Source organism: Kitasatospora sp. NPDC059408 (assembly GCF_042751525.1).
In the GTDB taxonomy this organism is placed as follows: domain Bacteria; phylum Actinomycetota; class Actinomycetes; order Streptomycetales; family Streptomycetaceae; genus Kitasatospora.
On the sequence record NZ_JBHYWI010000004.1, the window covers coordinates 162,093 to 180,257 of the forward strand.

The 18,165-nt window shown below is 73.0% G+C and carries 19 protein-coding genes; 13 read left to right on the forward strand and 6 right to left on the reverse strand.

Annotated elements, in window-relative coordinates; genetic code table 11:
- Positions 1-117 precede the first annotated feature (117 nt).
- The 4 genes from ACFXDE_RS05330 to ACFXDE_RS05345 form a co-directional block, all read right to left on the reverse strand.
- Positions 118-2,493: a bifunctional salicylyl-CoA 5-hydroxylase/oxidoreductase gene (locus tag ACFXDE_RS05330; protein WP_380491092.1), complete on the reverse strand. Its 2,376-nt coding sequence runs from the start codon at positions 2,491-2,493 to the stop codon at positions 118-120.
- A complete protein-coding gene (locus tag ACFXDE_RS05335) occupies positions 2,490-4,163 on the reverse strand; it encodes an AMP-binding protein (RefSeq protein ID WP_380491094.1) in 1,674 nt (557 codons plus the stop codon). Before ACFXDE_RS05335 ends, ACFXDE_RS05330 begins: the two co-directional genes overlap by 4 nt.
- Positions 4,164-4,373: 210 nt before the next feature.
- Positions 4,374-5,273, reverse strand: a complete 900-nt coding sequence (locus tag ACFXDE_RS05340; RefSeq protein ID WP_380491096.1) for an acyl-CoA thioesterase — start codon at positions 5,271-5,273, stop codon at positions 4,374-4,376.
- Positions 5,273-5,755, reverse strand: a complete 483-nt coding sequence (locus tag ACFXDE_RS05345; RefSeq protein ID WP_380440877.1) for a cupin domain-containing protein — start codon at positions 5,753-5,755, stop codon at positions 5,273-5,275. The genes ACFXDE_RS05340 and ACFXDE_RS05345 overlap by 1 nt, the downstream gene beginning before the upstream one ends.
- A gap of 95 nt (positions 5,756-5,850) precedes the next feature.
- Between ACFXDE_RS05345 and ACFXDE_RS05350 the strand changes: the two genes are divergently transcribed.
- From ACFXDE_RS05350 to ACFXDE_RS05360, 3 genes are all read left to right on the forward strand, one after another.
- Positions 5,851-6,270 (forward strand): RidA family protein, encoded by a 420-nt coding sequence (locus ACFXDE_RS05350; RefSeq protein ID WP_380491098.1) that lies wholly within the window; start codon positions 5,851-5,853, stop codon positions 6,268-6,270.
- Between the two features lie 137 nt (positions 6,271-6,407).
- Entirely contained in the window at positions 6,408-7,295 is an 888-nt protein-coding gene (locus ACFXDE_RS05355; protein WP_380491100.1) for a fumarylacetoacetate hydrolase family protein, read from the forward strand.
- 62 nt (positions 7,296-7,357) lie between these two features.
- Positions 7,358-8,233 carry a PaaX family transcriptional regulator C-terminal domain-containing protein gene (locus ACFXDE_RS05360; protein WP_380491102.1) on the forward strand — a complete coding sequence of 292 codons (876 nt, stop codon included), beginning with the start codon at positions 7,358-7,360 and terminating at the stop codon, positions 8,231-8,233.
- Here the strand turns inward: ACFXDE_RS05360 and ACFXDE_RS05365 are convergent.
- Positions 8,172-9,632 carry a DHA2 family efflux MFS transporter permease subunit gene (locus tag ACFXDE_RS05365; RefSeq protein WP_380491104.1) on the reverse strand — a complete coding sequence of 487 codons (1,461 nt, stop codon included), beginning with the start codon at positions 9,630-9,632 and terminating at the stop codon, positions 8,172-8,174. The genes ACFXDE_RS05360 and ACFXDE_RS05365 overlap by 62 nt on opposite strands.
- A 200-nt stretch (positions 9,633-9,832) precedes the next feature.
- On the opposite strand from ACFXDE_RS05365, the gene ACFXDE_RS05370 reads away from it, so the two are divergent.
- The 8 genes from ACFXDE_RS05370 to ACFXDE_RS05405 all read left to right on the forward strand — a co-directional run bounded on the left by ACFXDE_RS05370 (position 9,833) and on the right by ACFXDE_RS05405 (position 14,732).
- Complete coding sequence (locus ACFXDE_RS05370; protein ID WP_380440910.1) at positions 9,833-10,180, forward strand: YciI family protein; 348 nt, start codon at positions 9,833-9,835, stop codon at positions 10,178-10,180.
- Positions 10,177-11,448 carry an RNA polymerase sigma factor gene (locus ACFXDE_RS05375; protein ID WP_380491192.1) on the forward strand — a complete coding sequence of 424 codons (1,272 nt, stop codon included), beginning with the start codon at positions 10,177-10,179 and terminating at the stop codon, positions 11,446-11,448. The genes ACFXDE_RS05370 and ACFXDE_RS05375 overlap by 4 nt, the downstream gene beginning before the upstream one ends.
- Positions 11,449-11,659: 211 nt before the next feature.
- The gene (locus tag ACFXDE_RS05380) at positions 11,660-12,142 is read left to right on the forward strand and encodes a hypothetical protein (protein ID WP_380491106.1); all 483 of its coding nucleotides are present in this window, start codon (positions 11,660-11,662) and stop codon (positions 12,140-12,142) included.
- Positions 12,130-12,729, forward strand: a complete 600-nt coding sequence (locus tag ACFXDE_RS05385; protein ID WP_380491108.1) for a hypothetical protein — start codon at positions 12,130-12,132, stop codon at positions 12,727-12,729. The genes ACFXDE_RS05380 and ACFXDE_RS05385 overlap by 13 nt, the downstream gene beginning before the upstream one ends.
- An 11-nt stretch (positions 12,730-12,740) precedes the next feature.
- The gene (locus ACFXDE_RS05390; protein WP_380491111.1) at positions 12,741-13,196 is read left to right on the forward strand and encodes a peptidase inhibitor family I36 protein; all 456 of its coding nucleotides are present in this window, start codon (positions 12,741-12,743) and stop codon (positions 13,194-13,196) included.
- 37 nt (positions 13,197-13,233) lie between these two features.
- The gene (locus tag ACFXDE_RS05395) at positions 13,234-13,695 is read left to right on the forward strand and encodes a hypothetical protein (RefSeq protein WP_380491113.1); all 462 of its coding nucleotides are present in this window, start codon (positions 13,234-13,236) and stop codon (positions 13,693-13,695) included.
- Between the two features lie 14 nt (positions 13,696-13,709).
- Entirely contained in the window at positions 13,710-14,018 is a 309-nt protein-coding gene (locus tag ACFXDE_RS05400) for a hypothetical protein (RefSeq protein ID WP_380491115.1), read from the forward strand.
- A gap of 75 nt (positions 14,019-14,093) precedes the next feature.
- Positions 14,094-14,732 carry a nucleotidyltransferase domain-containing protein gene (locus ACFXDE_RS05405; protein WP_380491118.1) on the forward strand — a complete coding sequence of 213 codons (639 nt, stop codon included), beginning with the start codon at positions 14,094-14,096 and terminating at the stop codon, positions 14,730-14,732.
- Between the two features lie 45 nt (positions 14,733-14,777).
- On the opposite strand, the gene ACFXDE_RS05410 is transcribed toward ACFXDE_RS05405, so the two are convergent.
- Positions 14,778-15,542 carry an alpha/beta hydrolase gene (locus tag ACFXDE_RS05410; protein WP_380491121.1) on the reverse strand — a complete coding sequence of 255 codons (765 nt, stop codon included), beginning with the start codon at positions 15,540-15,542 and terminating at the stop codon, positions 14,778-14,780.
- A gap of 279 nt (positions 15,543-15,821) precedes the next feature.
- Here ACFXDE_RS05410 and ACFXDE_RS05415 point away from each other — a divergent pair, with 279 nt between their 5' ends.
- Together ACFXDE_RS05415 and ACFXDE_RS05420 are read left to right on the forward strand one after the other, a co-directional pair.
- The gene (locus ACFXDE_RS05415; protein WP_380440847.1) at positions 15,822-17,201 is read left to right on the forward strand and encodes a DUF2254 domain-containing protein; all 1,380 of its coding nucleotides are present in this window, start codon (positions 15,822-15,824) and stop codon (positions 17,199-17,201) included.
- 102 nt (positions 17,202-17,303) lie between these two features.
- Positions 17,304-18,047: a BTAD domain-containing putative transcriptional regulator gene (locus ACFXDE_RS05420; RefSeq protein ID WP_380491123.1), complete on the forward strand. Its 744-nt coding sequence runs from the start codon at positions 17,304-17,306 to the stop codon at positions 18,045-18,047.
- The last annotated feature ends 118 nt before the right edge of the window (positions 18,048-18,165 follow it).

The window sequence follows — 18,165 nt, forward strand, 5'->3', positions numbered from 1 at the left end:
GCCCCCCCGTCGACGCCAACGAGCGGGTTGTGGGGGGGTTCTCCGCGCGCGTCGGTGACACTCCTCCCGCGGCGCCGGGGGGGGAGGGTGCTCGCGAAGCGCGCACCGTCCACCGGCTCAGGAGACGGGGGCCGGTTCACGGGGCGGGGTCCAGCGGAGGTGGACGGCGCGGTCGGGGTCCTCGGCGCGCAGCAGGGTGAGGCGGGGGCGGATGGCGTCGGTGCGGGAGGTGGGGGGTTTGCGGCTGCCGGCGCGGTAGGGGAGGGGCCAGTCGGCGGCCGGGCCGCGGTAGTCCTGTTCGGCGGCGGCGTGCAGGGTCCACTGCGGGTCGTAGAGGTGGGTGCGGCCGATGGCGCAGAGGTCGGCGCGGCCGGCCATGAGGATGGAGTTGACGTCGTCGTAGGAGGCGATGGCGCCGACGGCGATGACGGCGGTGCCGGTGACGGCGGCGACCTCGTGGCGGATCCGGTCGGCGTAGGGGGTCTGGTAGGAGCGGCCGTAGGCGGGGCGTTCGTCCTTGGTGACCTGGCCGGTGGAGACGTCGATGCCGTCGGCGCCGTGGGCGATGAAGGCGCGGGCGATCTCGACGGCGTCGTGTTCGGTGTTGCCGTCGGGGGCCCAGTCGGTGGCGGAGATGCGGACGATCACCGGGCGGTCGGCGGGCCAGGCCGCGCGGACGGCGTCGAAGACCTCCAGGGGGTAGCGCAGGCGGTTCTCCAGCGGGCCGCCGTACTCGTCGGTGCGGTGGTTGGCCAGCGGGGAGAGGAAGGACGAGAGCAGGTAGCCGTGGGCGCAGTGGAGTTCGAGGAGGTCGAAGCCGGCTTCCGCGCCGCGCCGGGCGGCGGCGACGAACTCGGCGGTGATCCGGTCGAGTTCGGTGCGGGTGAGCTCGCGCGGCGTCGCGGAGGCCGGGCCGTAGGGGAGTTCGGACGGTCCGACGACGTCCCAGTTGCCCTGTTCCAGCGGTTCGTCCATGCCCTCCCACATGAGCCGGGTCGAGCCCTTGCGGCCGGAGTGGCCGAGCTGGAGGCCCATCCGGGCGGTCGAGTTGGCGTGCGCGAAGGAGACGATGCGCTGCCACGCGTCGCGCTGCCCGTCGTTCCACAGGCCGGTGCAGCCGGGGGTGATGCGGCCCTCGGGGGAGACGCAGACCATCTCGGTCATGACCAGGCCGGCGCCGCCCATCGCCTTCGAGCCGAGGTGGACGAGGTGGAAGTCGCCGGGGAGGCCGTCGACGGCGGAGTACATGTCCATGGGGGAGACGATGACGCGGTTCTTGAGCTCCAGCGGCCCGAGCCGGAAGGGCTGGAACATCGCCGGGACGACGCTGTCGGCGCCCTGCGCCTTCGCGAAGGCCTCGTCGACGCGGTCGGCGAAGTGCGGGTCGCGGGTGCGGAGGTTGTCGTAGGTGATGCGGCGGGAGCGGGTGAGCAGGTTGAAGCAGAACTGCACGGGCTCCTGGCCGGTGTACCTGCCGATGTTCTCGAACCACTCAAGGGAGGCCTGGGCGGCGCGCTGGGTGGACTCGACGACCGGGCGGCGCTCGGCCTCGTAGGCCGTCAACGCGTCTTCCAGCGTGGGGTGTTCGTGCAGGCAGGCGGCGAGGGCGAGGGCGTCCTCCATGGCGAGCTTGGTGCCCGAGCCGATCGAGAAGTGCGCGGTGTGCGCGGCGTCGCCCAGCAGGACGAGCCCGCCGTCGTGCCAGCGCTCGTTGCGCACGGTGGTGAAGTTGAGCCAGCGCGAGTTGTTGGCGAACAGCCGGTGTCCGTCGAGCTCGTCGGCGAACAGGGCGCGGATCCGCTCCACGGCGGGCTCGTCGGAGGCGCCGGGCGGGAGGTCGGGGCCGGTGTCGAAGCCGGCCCGGCGCCACACGTCCTCGTGCATCTCGACGATGAAGGTGGAGCCGGTGGCGGAGTAGGGGTAGCCGTGGACCTGCATGGTCCCCCACTCGGTCTGCTTGATGAAGAACTGGAAGGCTTCGAAGACCAGGTCGGTGCCGAGCCACATGTACTTGTTGCGGCGGGTGTCGAGCGTGGGCCGGAAGGCGTCCGGACTCGCCTGCCGGACGGCCGAGTTGACGCCGTCGGCGGCCACGACCAGGTCGTGTCCGGCGCGCAGCGCGGCGGTGTCCGGCGCGGGCGTGCCGAAGCGCAGGTCGACGCCGAGGTCGCGGCAGCGCTCCTGGAGCAGGTGCAGCAGCTCGCGGCGGCTCATGGCGGCGAAGCCCTGGCCTCCGACGGTGTGGGTGCGGCCGCCGACGTGGATGTCGATGTCCGTCCAGCGGGCGAAGCGGTCGGCCATGGCGGCGGCGAACTCGGCGTCCGCGTTCTCGATGCCGCCGAGCGTCTCGTCGGAGAAGACCACGCCGAAGCCGAAGGTGACGTCGGGCGCGTTGCGCTCCCACACGGTGACCTCGTGGGCGGGGTCGAGCTGCTTCATGAGCGCGGCGAGGTACAGGCCGCCGGGGCCGCCGCCGACGATCGCGATCTTCACTGGGTTCCTTTCTCGGCAGGGGCCTGGCCGCCGCTGCGCTCGCCGTCCGCGACGAGCCGGCGCAGCACGAAGCGCTGGAGCTTGCCGCTGGTGTTGCGGGGCAGGGCGTCGCAGAACCGCACGTCGCGCGGGTACTTGTAGGGGGCCAGGACCTGTTTGACGTGGTCCTGGATCTCCCTGGCCTTGGCGGCGGCCGCCTCGCCGTCCGGGACGCCGTCGCGCAGGACGACGAACGCGCAGACGACGGAGCCGCGTTCGGGGTCGGGCTTGGCGACGACGCCGGACTCGACGACGTCCGGGTGGGTGTCGATGGCGGCCTCGACCTCGGGGCCGCCGATGTTGTAGCCCGAGGAGACGATCATGGCGTCGCTGCGGGCCTGGTAGAAGAAGTAGCCGTCGGCGTCGCGGTGGAAGAGGTCGCCGGTGACGTTCCAGCCGTCCACGACGTACTCGTCCTGGCGCGGGTCGTCCAGGTAGCGGCAGCCGACCGGGCCGATGACGGCGAGCCGGCCGGGCTCGCCGGGGCCGAGCTCGTGGCCGTCGAGGTCGAGGATGGTGGCCCGGTAGCCGGGCAGCGGGCGGCCGGTGGCGCCGGGGCGGATGTCGTCGCCGGCGGCGGAGATGAAGATGTGCAGCAGCTCGGTGGCGCCGATGCCGTCGATGACGCGCAGGCCGAGGCGGTCGCGCAGTTGCTCCCAGGTGGTCTGCGGGAGGTGTTCGCCGGCCGAGACGGCGACGCGCAGCCCGGCGAGCCGGTGCTCCTGCTCCTCCCGCAGGATCGCCTTGTACGCGGTGGGGGCGGTCGCGAGGACGGTGACGCCGTGGCGCTCGACGTGTCCGGCGAGCTGGAGCGGGGTGGCGGTCTCGGTGAGCAGCGCGCAGGCGCCGGCGCGCAGCGGGAAGACGACGAGCATGCCGAGGCCGAAGGTGAAGGCGAGCGGCGCGGAGCACGCGACGGTGTCGCCGGGGCCGAGGCCGAGGAGGGGGCGGCCGAAGGTGTGGTCGATGGAGAGCACGTCGCGGTGGAAGTGCATGGTGATCTTGGGGACGCCGGTGCTGCCGGAGGTCGGACCGAGCAGGGCGACGTCGTCGGCGGCGGTCGGGACGTTGGTGAACTCGCCCGACTTGGCGGCGGTGCGGGCGAGGAGGTCGTCCGGGGTGTCCGCGCCGTGGGTGACGATCACGAGGGAGGCGTTCTGGAGCCGCTCGACCTCCTCGGTGTGGCGGTGGTCGACGAGTGCGACGGCGGGCCTGGTGCGTTCGACGATCGGGGCGAGCTCGCGGGCGCGCAGCGCGGCCATCGTGGTGACGGCCACGCCGCCCGCCTTGAGCACGCCGAGCCACGCGGCCACCGCCCAGGGGTTGTTGGGCGAGCGGAGCAGCACGCGGCCGCCGGGCACGAGGCCGAGGTCCTCGGTGAGCACTTGGGCGACCTGGTTGGCGCGGCGCCGGAGGAGGCCGTAGGACCAGGTCTCGCCGTCGGGCGTGCGGAGGGCTGGGAGGTCGGGGCCGTGCTCCGCCACCGGGCGGTCGATCAGCTCGGTGGCGGCGTTGAGCCGGTCCGGGTAGCGCAGTTCCGGCGTGGTGAACTCGATCGTCGGCCAGTGGTCCGCCGGCGGGAGGTGGTCGCGGGTGAAGGTGTCCTGGTGGGCCGAGGGTGAGAGGGACAACGGACGGGTCCTTCCGGGGGAACTCGCGGGCGGTGGGGGCGCCGCGGGCCTGTCTTCGAACCCCCGGCGTTCGCCCGGAGGGCGGGCGTGGCGGCGTCTGGGTGCGTGCATCGCAAGGCGGAGGAGGGAGTTCCATGCGGTGGGGGCACCTCCCGGCCGTCAGGCTGGGGGAGCGTCGCCACGCAGGCGGGGGTTCGAAGACAGGCACGATCAGGTGGTGCGGATCATGCCCTCCTGGGCGACGGTGGCGAGGTGGCGGTGGTCGCGGGTGAAGAACCTGCCCGTGCCGAGCCCGCGTCCGCTGTCGGCGGCGACCGCCTCCTGCACGTACAGCAGCCAGTCGTCCACCGGTCCCGGCCGGTGGAACCACATGGCGTGGTCGAGGCTCGCCGTCACCAGCCCGGGCCGCGCCCACGCGAGGTCGAGCACGCGCAGGACGGGCTCCAGGATCGTGTAGTCGCAGACGTAGGCGAGGGCGGACTGGTCGCGCTGCGCGTCGGTGAGGCCCTCGACGGGCCGCAGGTGGTCGAACGGCTTGATCCAGACGGCCTGGTGGGGGGTCCGCTCGCCCTCGACGGTGAGGTAGACGGGGCCCGGCACGTGGCGCATGTCGAAGCTGCGGCCGCCGGACCAGTAGGCCTTGGACGCGTCGGTCATCGTGCCGCCGGTGCGGTCGGCGAGGTAGGCGGCCGAGCTCGGCAGGTCCTCGGGGGCGGGCAGCGAGCCGTCGAAGCCGGCGGCGAAGGTGCCACCGGGCTCGCCGGCCGCGAAGTTGGCCAGGCAGACGTACAGCGGCTTGCCGTTCTGGTAGCCGCGCACCTGGCGGGTGCTGTAGCCGCGGCCGTCGCGCAGGACCTCCACCTCGTAGCGGACGTCGGCGCCGATGTCGGCCGGGCGCAGGAAGTAGCCGTGCATCGAGTGCAGCGACTTGCCGTCCGTCACCGAGCGCATCGCGGCGGCGGCGGCCTGGGCGACGAGGTCGCCGCCGTAGGCCTTGGGCCACGGGCAGGGCTGGGTGGTGGCGGTGAAGGCGAGGTCGAAGTGCTCGGGCTCGGCGGGCTTGAGGGTGACGGCCGAGGTGAAGGCCTCGGAGGTGGGACCGGCGGCCATCAGCGGTCCGTCCAGTCGCGCAGGTCGTCGTCGGCGACGTCCGGCAGGTTGACGACGATGTTCTCGGGCGTGCGGGTGGTCATCCACACGAGGCGCTCGGTGCGCGAGAGGTTGCACTCGATGTGGGGCATGAACGGGGGCACGAAGACCCAGTCGCCCTGCTCCATGTCGATGTAGTCCTCGAACCGTTCGCCGAAGTAGATGCGGCCGCGGCCCTCCAGGACGTAGCCGCCGGTCTCGGCCTCGCCGTGGTGGTGGGTCACCGAGCGGTAGCCGGGCTCGTTGCTGACCTGGCCGAACCAGAGCCGGCGGGCGGGGGTGTGCTGGATGCTCACGCCCGAGATCCGCACGGCGCCGCCGGAGTCGGCGGTGCCCGGGTCCTCCATGCCGCGGCGGGTGACGACGGGGGCGACCAGACCGCTCGGGAGGCGGTACATCGAATTGTCGCCGTCGAGTTGGTACGTGCTGAGATCGGGCTCCATGCGGACGGCTCCGTTTCTCGGGATCGGTATCTCGTTTTTTTCACGACCGTCATCTAGTGTCAATACATCTCGCCCCGACACACGATGGAGGCCGCATGACGCCGGTGCCCGTCAACCCGAGCTCCCTGCCGAAACCGAGCGGTTACTCGCACGGGACGCTGGCCGGCAACATCCTCCACCTCGGCGGGCAGACCGCCCTCGACGCCGGCATGCGGATCGTGCCGGGCGGCATCGTGGAGCAGTTCCGGCAGGCCTTCGGCAACGTCCTCGCCACCCTGCGCGAGGCGGGCGGCGAGCCGCAGGACCTGGTCAGCGTGACGATCTACCTGACCGACATCCCCGACTACCAGGCGCACGGCAAGGAGATCGGCGAGGTCTGGCGCGAACTGGCCGGCCCGGTCTACCCGGCGATGGCGGGCATCGGCTGCACCGCGCTGTGGCAGCCGGAGGCGCTGATCGAGATCCTCGGGGTCGCGGTGATCCCGGACGAGCGGCTGGTGCGGCCCGCGGCGTGAGCCGATCTGCGGGGGTGGAGCACCGCGCCCCGGGCAGCGCGAGTGGATCGCCGTGAATCGGGCACCTGAACCGGGCGCCGTGACGAGTGCACGGTGGATCGATCTTCCCTGACGGTCGCAACGGAGGTACCGCAACGATGAAGCTCGCAGCCCTGACGGTCGACGGCCGGCCGCGCGCAGGGGCCGTCGACGAGGACGCGAAGGCCCTGGCCCTGCTGCCCGAGTGGCTCGGCACGGTCGACGTCCTCGTGCGCGGCGGGCCGGAGGGGCTGGCGGCGGCGCGGGCCGCGGTGGCCGACGCCCCGGTCGTCGCGCTCGCGGACGTCCGACTGGAGTCGCCCTTGCAGCACTTCAACCGCGACATCCTGTGCACCGGATGGAACTACTGGGACCACTTCGAGGAGTCCCGCGGCAAGCGCGGCGGCCAGGACCCGGCCGGGCGGCCCGACCGGCCCACCTTCTTCACCAAGGGCCCGGACACCGTCATCGGCCCGGCCGACGACATCGCCTACGACCCGGAACTCTCCGCCCAGTGGGACTACGAGGCCGAGATCGCCCTCGTCATCGGCCGCGACGGCCGCTCGATCCCGGAGGCCGAGGCCCTCGGCCACGTCTTCGGCTACCTCGTCGCCAACGACGTCTCCCAACGCGACCTCCAGCGCGCCCACGGCGGCCAGTGGCTCAAGGGCAAGAGCATCGACGCCACCATGCCCCTCGGCCCCTGGCTCACCACCGCCGACGAAGTGCCGGACCCGGGCGCCCTGCGCGTGCGCTGCGAGGTCAACGGCGAGCCGCGCCAGGACGCCACCAGCGCCAAGATGGCCTTCCCGATCGCCCGGTTGATCGCCGAACTGAGCCTGGGGATGACGCTGCGCGCCGGCGACGTCCTGCTCACCGGCACCCCGAGCGGCATCGGCAGCGCCCGCGACCCGCAGGTCTTCCTGCGCGACGGGGACGTCGTCGTCACGCGCGTCGACGGGCTCGGCGAGCTGCGCAACCGGGTCGTGCGGACGTCGCTGATGTGATGACCCGCAGAGGCGATAGGCTGCCCGCGGCCGAGCTTGATCAACACCGGGCTTGATCCACGATGCCGGCCCGAGACGAGGAGAGCGCACCTGTGACGGCCGGGCACGAGGAGTCCCCCGCGGCCGGCCGCGACGCGCGGCACGGCCCCCTGATCACCACCACCTTCGGCCTGTACGCGCGCGGTGAGGAGAACTGGCTCTCCGTCGCGTCGGTGGTCCGGCTGATGGGCGACCTGGGCGTCGAGCCGCCCGCCGTCCGCTCGTCCATCTCCCGCCTCAAGCGGCGTGGCGTCCTGGAGAGCGGGCGGCACGGGGGCGCCGCCGGGTACGCGCTCGTCCCGTCGGTGCTGGAGACGCTCGCCGAGGGCGACGCCCGCATCTTCGAGCGCGTGCGCGCCGTGCCCGAGGACGGCTGGATCGTCGTCGTCTTCTCCGTCCCCGAGTCCGAGCGCCAGAAACGCCACGAGCTGCGCACCAGCCTCACCCGGCTCGGCCTCGGCACCGCGGCGCCCGGCGTCTGGGTGGCGCCGGGCAACCTCGCCGCCGAGACCCGCCGCACCCTGGAGCGCCGCGGGCTCGCCGCCTACGTCGACATCTTCAGCGGCGAGCACTACGCCTTCGGCGACCTGCGCTCCAAGGTGCGCAGCTGGTGGGACCTCGACGAACTCGCCGAGCTGTACGCGGAGTTCCTCGCCCGCCACCGCCCGGTCCTGGACCGGGTGAAGACCTCCGGCGTCACCCCGCTGGAGGCCTTCCGGGTCTACGTCCCGATGCTCACCCAGTGGCGCCGCCTCCCGTACCGGGACCCCGGCCTGCCGCTCTCGCTGCTCCCCCCGGGCTGGAGCGGGGTCAGTGCCGGCGCCCTGTTCGACGAGCTCAACGCGATGCTGAGTACGGGCGCGCGGGAACACGCGCTGTCGGTGATCCACGCCGAGTAGGCGCGGGGGCCTTGCGCCGGAGGCCGAACAGGCCGACCAGGACGCCGACGGCGGAGAATCCGACGCCCACCCACAGTGCCGTGGTGAAGCCGTCGACGAACACGGCGGGCGAGGAGTACGCGCCGGGGCGGGCGAAGACGGAGGCCAGGACGGCCACGCCGAAGACGCCGCCGAGCTCGCGCATCGCGCTGTTGGTGCCGGCCGCCATGCCGACGTCCCGGTCGTCGACCGACTCGACGACGGCGTTGGCCACGGTCGGGAACACCAGGGAGGTGCCGATCCCGGCGATCGCCAGGGCGACGCCCAGCGCGGCGAAGCCGGAGGCCGGCTGGGCGATCCCGGCGACCCAGGCGAGCCCGCCGGCCTGGAGCAGCAGGCCGAGGACGATGAACGGCCGGTTCCCGTAGCGGTCGGCCAGCCGTCCGGCGAGCGGCGCGACCACGACCGGCGCCGCCGTCCAGGCGAGCAGGCGCAGGCCCGCCTGCATCGGTGTGAGGCCCTGCGCCGTCTGGAAGAACTGCGCCATCAGGAACAGCGCGCCGAACAGGCCCGCGTAGAGGAAGAAGCTCACGCCGTTGGCCGCGGAGAAGCTGCGGCGCCGGAACATCGCGAGCGGCAGCATCGGCGCCTGGGCCCGCCGCTCCCACCACAGGAACGCGCCGACGACGGCCGCGCCCGCGAGCAGCGACCCGAGCACCTCGCCGCTCGCCCAGCCGACGGTGTTCGAACGGACCAGCCCCCACGTGAGGCCGAAGAACCCGGCCCCGGCGAGCAGCAGCCCGGGTACGTCCAGGCGCGGCCGCGGACCGAAGCTCTCGCGCAGGCGGGTCGCCGCGAGCGGGATCAGGGCGAGGCCGATCGGCACGTTCAGCCAGAAGATCCAGTGCCAGCTGATCCCCTGCACGACCGCGCCGCCGACCACCGGACCGGCCGCCACCGCCAGCCCGGCGATGCCGCCCCACAGGCCGATCGCCATGCCGCGCTTCCCGGCCGGGAACGCCGCGCTGATCAGGGTGAGCGTCAGCGGCATCACCAGCGCCGCACCCGCGCCCTGCACGGCCCGGGCGGCGATCAGCGCGCCGACCGTCGGGGAGAGCGCGGCCGCGGCCGAGGCCGCCGTGAACACGGCCAGCCCGACGGCGTACATCCGCCGCCGGCCGAACCTGTCGCCCAGCGCGGCACCGGTGAGCAGCGCGCAGGCGAAGCACAGGTTGTAGGCGTTGACCGTCCACTCCAGGTCGGACAGGCCGCCGTGCAGGGAGATCCGCAGCGCGGGCAGGGCGGTCGTGACGACGAGGGTGTCGAGGGCGGTCATGAAGACGCCCAGCGAGGCGAGGACCAGGGTCCAGGCCTGCCGGGCCGGCCGCGCGGTGGCGGCTTGCGCGGTGGCGGTGGTCATCGGGACGCACCTCCTCGGGGTGGGTGGCTTGCACGGGTGGGACGAACGGGAACGCGTCCGGAGGACAGCGATGGCCGGGTGCGCGGTGACGTCGGACGATGGAGTGGTCCATCCGGCTCCGTCCCGTTCGTCCCATCTGTGACCGACCGATTCCGGGACTCCGGTCCACTCGGTCCAAGGGCTGTTGCGAGGAGGACGACATGCGATACCTGCTGATCATCTGCACCGACGAGAACGCGATCGGCGCCCTCGGCCCCGACGAGGGCGCGGCGATGCTCGCCGAGTACACCGCCTTCGGCGAGGAGATGGGCCGCCGCGGCGTCCTCCTCGGCGGCGAGCGCCTGCGGCCGACCGCCGACGCCACCACCGTCCGCGTGCGCGACGGCGACGTGCTGGTGGCCGACGGCCCCTTCGCGGAGACGAAGGAGCAGGTCGGCGGCTACTACATGGTCGACGCCCGGGACCTCGACGAGGCGATCGAGATCGCCTCCAAGATCCCCGGCGCCCGGCACGGGACGATCGAGGTGAGACCGATCTGGGAGCGCTGACCGACCGCGCGGCGGACGCCGTCGCCGAGACCTTCCGCTCCGAGTGGGGCCGCATCGTCGCCGTCCTGATCCGCTGGACCGGGGACTGGGACCTCGCCGAGGAGTGCGCCCAGGACGCCTTCACCAAGGCGCTGGAGCGCTGGGGCCGCGACGGCGTCCCCGACAACCCGCGTGCCTGGCTGATCACGACGGCCCGCAACCGGGCCGTCGACCGGCTGCGCCGCGCCCGCACCGAGGCCGCCAAACTCCGGGAGGTCGCCATGGACCCGGACCCCGGGCCGGCCCCGGCGGACGGCGGCGGCGCGGACGAGGCGGACGAGGCGGACGAGAGCGGCATCGCCGACGACCGGCTGCGGCTGATCTTCACCTGCTGCCACCCGGCGCTGCCCCTGGAGGCCCGCGTCGCGCTCACCCTGCGCACCCTCGCCGGGCTGACGACCGCCGAGATCGCCCGTGCCTTCCTGGTCTCCGAGCAGACCATGGCCAAACGGCTCGTCCGCGCCAAGGCCAAGATCCGCGACGCCGGCATCCCGTACCGGGTACCGCCCGGCCACCTCCTGCCCGAGCGCACCGCCGGCGTCCTCGCCGTCCTCTACCTGCTGTTCAACGAGGGCTACAGCGCGACCGAGGGCGCCGAACTGATCCGCACCGGCCTCTGCGCCGAGGCGATCCGGCTGGCCCGCCTGCTGTCCGCACTCATGCCCGACGAGCCGGAGACCCTCGCCCTGCTCGCGCTCATGCTGCTGCACGACGCCCGCCGCGCGGGCCGGGTCAACGCGGCCGGCGAGCTCGTGCCGCTGGAGGAACAGGACCGCCGCCGGTGGGACGCCGCGTCGGTGGCGGAGGGCTGCGCCGTCCTCGACACGGCCGCGCGCCGGGCCGCCCGGCCGGGCTTCTACCAGCTCCAGGCGGCGGTTGCCGCCTGCCACGCGACCGCCCCCACGGCCGCGGACACCGACTGGGCGCTGATCGCGCGGCTGTACGGGCTGCTCGCGGAGCTCACGTCCTCGCCGGTGGTCGCGCTGAACCAGGCCGTGGCGCGGGCGATGGCCGAGGGCCCGGCGGTCGGCCTCGACCTGGTGGGGCGGCTGGCCGAGGACCCCCGGCTGGCCGGCTACCACCTGCTGCCGGCGACGCGGGCCGACCTCCTGCGCCGGCTGGGCCGCCGGCCGGAGGCCGCGGCGGCGTACCGCGAGGCGCTCGGCCTGACGGCGAGCGCGGCCGAGCGGCGCTACCTCCGGCGGCGGCTGGCGGAGGTCGGGGGGTGAGTGGTCCGACGGAGACGACTCCAAGGTCTCGGACGCGCATTCGATGAAGATCACAAACCGGCAGGTCGGCCAAGATCGACGGGAACATCGGTTCGTCCGATGATCACCGGGAGGGTGATCATCCGTTACTTCGAGCAGTTCCTCCCACTTAGGCACGGTGCTCGACCCCCGGGAGTCAAGTCCCTGGGATCACTTGTGACTTGGGAGGACCGTGTTCCACTCACCACCCGCGCCCGCCCGCCGCGGCCGCATCATCGCCGCGGCGGCCGGAGCCGCAGCCGTCTTCGCCATCTCGGCCGGCGCCCCGGCCGTCGGCGCCCAGACCCCGACCGCCGAACCGGCCTGCACCGGTGCGGCGGGGTCTGACATGCAGGTCACCGGCGGCACCGTCACGTGGTGCCCGACCGCCGCGGGCGGCCGGCTGACCTTCACCAACACCGGCCGCGCGTACCGCGACCTGTCGCTCGTGGTCTACGACTGCGACGGCGGCAAGGCGCCCAAGGTCGACATGGCCAAGTGCGCGCAGTCGATGAAGAACATGAACGACATCATGTGGCGGCAGATCAAGTCGAAGGAGAGCGTGCACGCCGACTTCGACATCAAGAAGGGCTCCAACGCCCAGGTCTGGTGGACGGCCGACAAGACGGACCAGGCCACCGACCTCAAGCTCCTGGGGACGCCGTGGAACTCCTGAACCGCTCCCGCGCGGCCGTCCTCGCCGCCGCGCTGCTCGCCGCCTCCGTCCCGCTGCTCGCCGCGCCGCAGGCCGCGCTCGCGCAGCAGCCGACCGTCGAGTGCGACGGCAAGTGGCACTTCGAGCCGATCGGTGATCCGGTCTTCAAGCGTGAGATCGCCGACAAGTTCACGCTGGACAACCGCAAGGGGCCCGAGCCGTTGGACGAGACGGTGAAGACCAAGGAATCGCTGACCAAGAAGTTCTCGCACAAGGTCGACCTGGGCTACGAGGTCAGCGCCGAGGCGAGTTCCAGCTTCGGCGTCTTCTCGGCCAGCGTGAAGAGCAAGTTCTCGGCCTCCTACGGCTTCGCCTTCGCCGAGACCAACTCCGTGGAGAAGGAGACCGAGATCCGGCTGGTCGCGGGCCCGGGGGTCGGCTACACGCGGTACGTCGGCATCGAGAGCGTTCAGGTGACCGGCTACTACGAGCGGATCCTCGACTGCGACAAGAAGACCCAGCGCTACCAGCGCATCGGACCGGTCACCGACGAGGCGCCGATGGTCGGCAAGGCCGTGTGGACCGAGACCCTGCCCGACTCGAAGTGAGGACCAGCCAGATGACCACGACGACGAGCAGCCGCCCCGGTCGCGGTGCGCGGCTCGCGAAGACCGCGCTCGCGCTGGCCGGCACGGTGGCGGTCACCTGCGGTACGGCCGTCGCCGCCGACGCGCCGCCGACGGCGAACCCGCCGGGTGTGCACGTCCTGCAGGGGGACAGCAAGAGCGACAAGGCCGTGCCCTGCCCGGCGGGTTGGGTGTGCGTCTACGACGGGTGGTACGACTACGGTGCCATCGCCGTGCTGCCGGGCACCGAGATCGGGGATCTCACGCGAGTCAAGCTCACCGACGGAGCGACCCTCACCGGGAAGCAGACGATCAGCGGCTGGATCAACAACTCCCCGGTCCACTACTGCTGGTACGAGAAGGGTGCGTTCCAGGGCACCTCCCACGAGATGGCGCCGTTCGGCAAGGACTCCAAGTTCAGCGGATTCAACTCGTTCAAGCCGTGCTGACCCCGGACCCGTCCAACTCCTCGAAGGAGGAACGCTCGTGAGCCTGCCCCTCAAGCGCACGGCGGCGGCCGTGGCCACCGCCGTGCTCGGGGTCGTCCTGACCGCCACCGCCGGCCAGGCCGCCCAGTCCGCGCCCGCCCCATCCGCCCCCGGCGTCCGCGCCGGCGGCGTGGACGCCACCACCGCCAAGGTGGAACGCCTGTGGGCCCTCGACGGCGACGACCAGAAGGTGAAGAGCGGCCAGCAGGTGCCGGTGCGCCTCAAGGTCCGGGCCGTTGACAAGGACCGCAAGCCGGTCAAGGGCGCGACCATCGCGTTCTCCACCCCCGGCCCGGGCCTCAAGTTCCCCGACGGCAAGGACGACGCCGCCGTCACGACCGACCAGGACGGCTACGCCACCGCTCCCCAGCTGACCGCCGCGGGCCACGCCGGGCCGGACCTGGTCACCGCGAGCGCGGGCACCAAGGCCCAGGTCGCCTTCTCGATCACCATCACCTAGGAGCCCCGAACCCCGTGAACGCAACAGTCGACCGCTTGCCCCGCCGCTACCTCGGCCGGGCCGCCATCGGCGCCGCGGCCACCGTGCTGCTCGCCGCGGCCGGCACGGTGGCGGCCACCGCCGACACCACCCCGGCGCCCACGGCCAAGCCGCAGGTGGCCACCCCGCACTGGGAGTACCGCTGGGCCACCGCCCAGCCCGGCGGCAAGAACGTCGGCGACCTGGAGAAGCTGGGCAAGGAGGGCTGGGAGGTGGTCGCCCCCGTGAACCCCTACTCCGGTGACCGCTGGAACTTCCTGCTGAAGCGCCAACTTCCCGAGTAGTCGCTGTCGCCGGCCACCTCCCGGAACGATCCGGGAGGAGGCCGGCCCGCGTGCTGCGGGCAGTACGTTGTCCCGGTGACCGGATCCCTGCCGCCCGGCGGCGTTGAGCACAACGCGGACGAACTGGAAGCCCGATGGGCGGACGCCTGGCGGCCGGAGCAGGTCGCCGAGCGGCTGCACGGGGTCGCTGCGCCCTGGTGCGTCGCGGCGGGGTGGGCGCTGGACCTGTTCCGCGGGACGCAGACGCGGGCGCACGGCGATCTCGAGATCGCGGTGCCCGCGGCGGGTTTCCCGGAGATCCGGGACCGCTTCCCCGCGTACGCATTCGACGCCGTGGGCTCGGGGCGGGTCTGGCCGGCGGCGGGGGCGGAGGCGTTGGCGGCCACGCACCAGACCTGGATGCGGGATCCGGCGAGCGGGCGGTTCCTGCTCGACGTCTTCCGCGAACCGCACGACGGCCGGAGCTGGATCTGCCGTCGGGATGAGAGCCTGCGGCTGCCGTACGAGGCGGTCATCGAGCGGACGGCGGGCGGGATCCCGTATATGGCCCCGGAGTTGGTCCTGCTGTTCAAGGCGAAGGCGGCCCGGCCCAAGGACCGGGCGGACTTCGACGGCGTGCTGCCGCTGCTGGACCGGGCACGGCGCGACGCGCTCGGCGGGTGGCTGGAGCGCGTGCACGCCGGTCACCCGTGGCTGGAGCGGCTGGTGGAGTGACCCGCGGCGCCCGGCTGTCGAGGCGGGCGCCGCCGGCCGGGTGCGTCAGGCGGCCGGGTTGGCCGCCGTGCCGAGGTGGCGGGCGAAGAAGCGGACCGCGCTGTCGACCTCGAAGCGCGGCAGCTCCTTGTGCTTGCCGGAGTTCACGTGCAGGGACTTCTCCGCCGAGGCGAAGGCCTCGAACAGCGCGAGGCCCTCCTCGCGGGAGATGTGCTCGTCGTCCCACTGCAGGTCGAACTCGATCGGGATCGTGATCCGCCGCGCGTGGTCGGCCAGTACGTGGGGCCAGTGCTGCCCGAAGACCGCGGCCGTGATCCGGGGCTCGGCGGCCACGAACGGCACGCCGATCGCGGTGCCCATGTTGATGCCCCAGAAGCCGACCGGACCGTCGGTGCCGATCTCCGGCAGCTGCTGGAGGGCGTCCAGCAGCGCGTGGTACTCGGGCACGGCGGTCCTGGCCAGGTGGTCGTTGTAGCGGACCACGATCGGGCCCTCCGGCTCGCCGGCCGCGCGGGCCGCGTACAGGGCGGCGATCTCCTGCTCGTCGTGCTCGGTACGCGGCCGGTCGCCGTGACCGGGCGCGTCGAGGACGGCCACGTGGTAGCCGCACCCGTGCACGAGGTGTCCGGCCCGGCCCGCCATCGCGGGGTGCTTCTTGTGGTTGCCGCCGCCGTGGGCCTGGAGGACGAGCGGCGCGGGGCCGGTCGCGGACTCGGGCGACCAGAGGACGCCGGGGATGCCGTCGAGGGCGAAGTCGCGCTCGACGATGCCGCCGGCGGTGGACTCGGCGGTGATGAGGAAAGTGTTCATGGCGGATGCCCTTCGAGAGTGCCTGATGAAGGGGCGCTCCCGGCGACGTCTGCGTCAGTCGCCGGCCGTGGCAGGAAGGGGGAGCACCCATGTCGGTCCAACGTTCACGGGTCTCACCTCCTCGCGCGGTTTCACGGTCGACCGGGAAGCTACCAGCTTGATCGTCACCGCCACAACCCCGTTCTCCCGGTCGTGCGGGCTCCCGGGGCGGCGTCTGCGCGGTGCTCCCGGTCCGTTCACTTTAGGGTGGAAATGTTCCGCTGGGCCGGGTGTCGGGAGGTGGGCGAGGTGATCCGCGGCGTCCACCTGGAGGCGCAGTGGCGGCGGGAGGCCCTGCGGACGAACCTGTGGGTCGTGCCGATCCTGGAGGTCGGCCTCGCCGGGGTGCTGTTCGTGGTCACGCTCGCGCTGGACAAGGCCGCCTACCGGGGGGACCTGGGGCTTCCCACCTGGGTGATCAGCGGGACCGCGGACGCGGCGCGGCAGATCCTCGCGGCCATCGCGGCCGCCCTGATCACCGTCGTCGGCGTGGTGTTCTCCATCATGATCGTGACGCTGACGCTGGCGTCCACCCAGTTCGGGCCGCGCATGCTGCGGACCTTCATCCGGGACCGGACCACGCAGCTCACCCTCGGGACCTTCGTCGGGACGTTCGTGTACGCGATCCTCGCGCTCGTCGTCATCGGGCCCGGGACGCACGGGGACTTCGTGCCGCACCTGTCGATCACCGTGTGCATGGTGCTCGTCATGGCGGACCTCGCCGTGCTGATCTTCTTCATCCACCACATCGCCACGTCGATCCAGCTGCCCCGGGTGATCGCCAGCATCGCGACGGAGCTGTCCGAGGCCATCGAGGCGAGTGCGGGCGGGCCGGGGCCGGCGGCGGGGGTCGCGGCGAAGGGGCCGACGGTCGAGGAGCTGAACGTCCGGCTGGACACCTCGGGGGCCGCCGTCCCGGCGCCCGCCAGCGGGTACCTCCAGTTCGTCCGGCACCGCACGCTCGTGCGGATGGCGGCCGGGCTGGACGCCGTCATCCGGCTGGACCACCGGCCCGGGCACTTCCTCGTGCAGGGGCACCAGCTCGCCACCGTCTGGCCCGCCGAGGCGGCGCCCGAGGTGGCCCGCAGCTTCGCCCGCGCCCACATCACCGGCTCGACCCGCACCCTCGCCCAGGACATCGCCTTCGCCGTCGACCAGCTCGTGGAGATCGCCATCCGGGCGCTGTCCACCGCCGTCAACGACACCTTCACGGCCCTGACCTGCATCGACTGGCTCGGCGAGGGCCTGTGCCGGATCGCCGCCCACTGGAGCCCGAACCCCGTCCACCGGGACGAGGACGGCTACATCCGGGTGATGACCGTCCCCGTCAGCTACGAGCGGCTCGTGCAGCGGAGCTTCGAGAAGATCCGCCAGGCCGCCCCCGGCATGCCGGCCGTCCTGATCCGCCAGCTCGACGCGCTCGCCGAGATCATGACCGAGACCAGGACCGAGCAGCAGTGCCGGGTGCTCATCGCCCAGGCCGAGATGATCGAACGCCTCAACCAGGAGTCGGTGGCCGAGGCCACCGACCGGGACGACGTCCGCCGCCGTTACCTCGGGGTCCTGGCCGCGTACGGCGAGGCGCGGGCCCGGCGCGGGCCCGACGTCAGCCCGGAGTGACGGAATCGCTCGAAAGGGTGAATTCGTGACGTTCGGGGTGAGGGCGCCGCAGCGGGGCATGATCGTACGCGGACATCCATGAGGGCATGAGGGGGCGGGTGTATGGCTGTTTCCGCTCGGCTGAGGCTGCTCGACGGCTTCGCGCTCGACTGCGGGGCGAAACCCGTCCACCTGACCAGGACGCTCCAACGCCTCCTCGCCTTCGTCGCCCTGCGCCGCGAGGCCCACCGCGCCCTCGTGGCCGGCACGCTGTGGCCGGAGTCCGACGAGGCCAAGGCCTCCGGCCGGCTGCGGACGGCGCTGTGGCGCCTCCAGCAGTCCGGCGCGCCCGTGCTCGCCGCCCCGGTGCTCGCCGCCGCCGGCGAGACGCTGCGGCTGCACGCCTCGGTGCGCCTCGACGTCGACGAACTGCTCGGCGGCATCGGAGAGTCCGGGACGGGCGATCCGCGCGTACTGCTCGCCGGCGGCCCGCGCGAGCTCCTGCCCGGCTGGTACGACGACTGGGTGCTGCTGGAGCGCGAACGGCTGCGCCAGCTCTACCTCCACACCATGGAGAAGCTCGCCCTGCGCGACCTCCGCGCCGGCGACTACGGCGGTGCCCTCGAAGCCGTCCACGCCGCGTTGCGCGCCGAGCCCCTGCGGGAGAGTCCGCACCGGCTGCTGCTGGAGATCCACCTCGCCGAGGGCAACTACAGCGAGGCGATCCACACCTACCACGCCTACCGCCTGTTGCTCCAAAGGGAGTTGGGGGTGAACCCCTCCCCGGGGATGCGGCGCCTGCTGGACGCGGCGGTGCAGGCGGCCCCGGGCGCGGACGACGGGATCGCGCGCGCCCGGCTCCGCTGAAACGCGGCAGGCGCCGGTGGCCACGCCCGCGTTGCGGAGGGTCTCGCGAGCCGGGAGGGCGACGCTCTCGGCCTGCCCGACGCCGGGCGCGCAGGCGCCGATCCGCTCCCACGCCGCG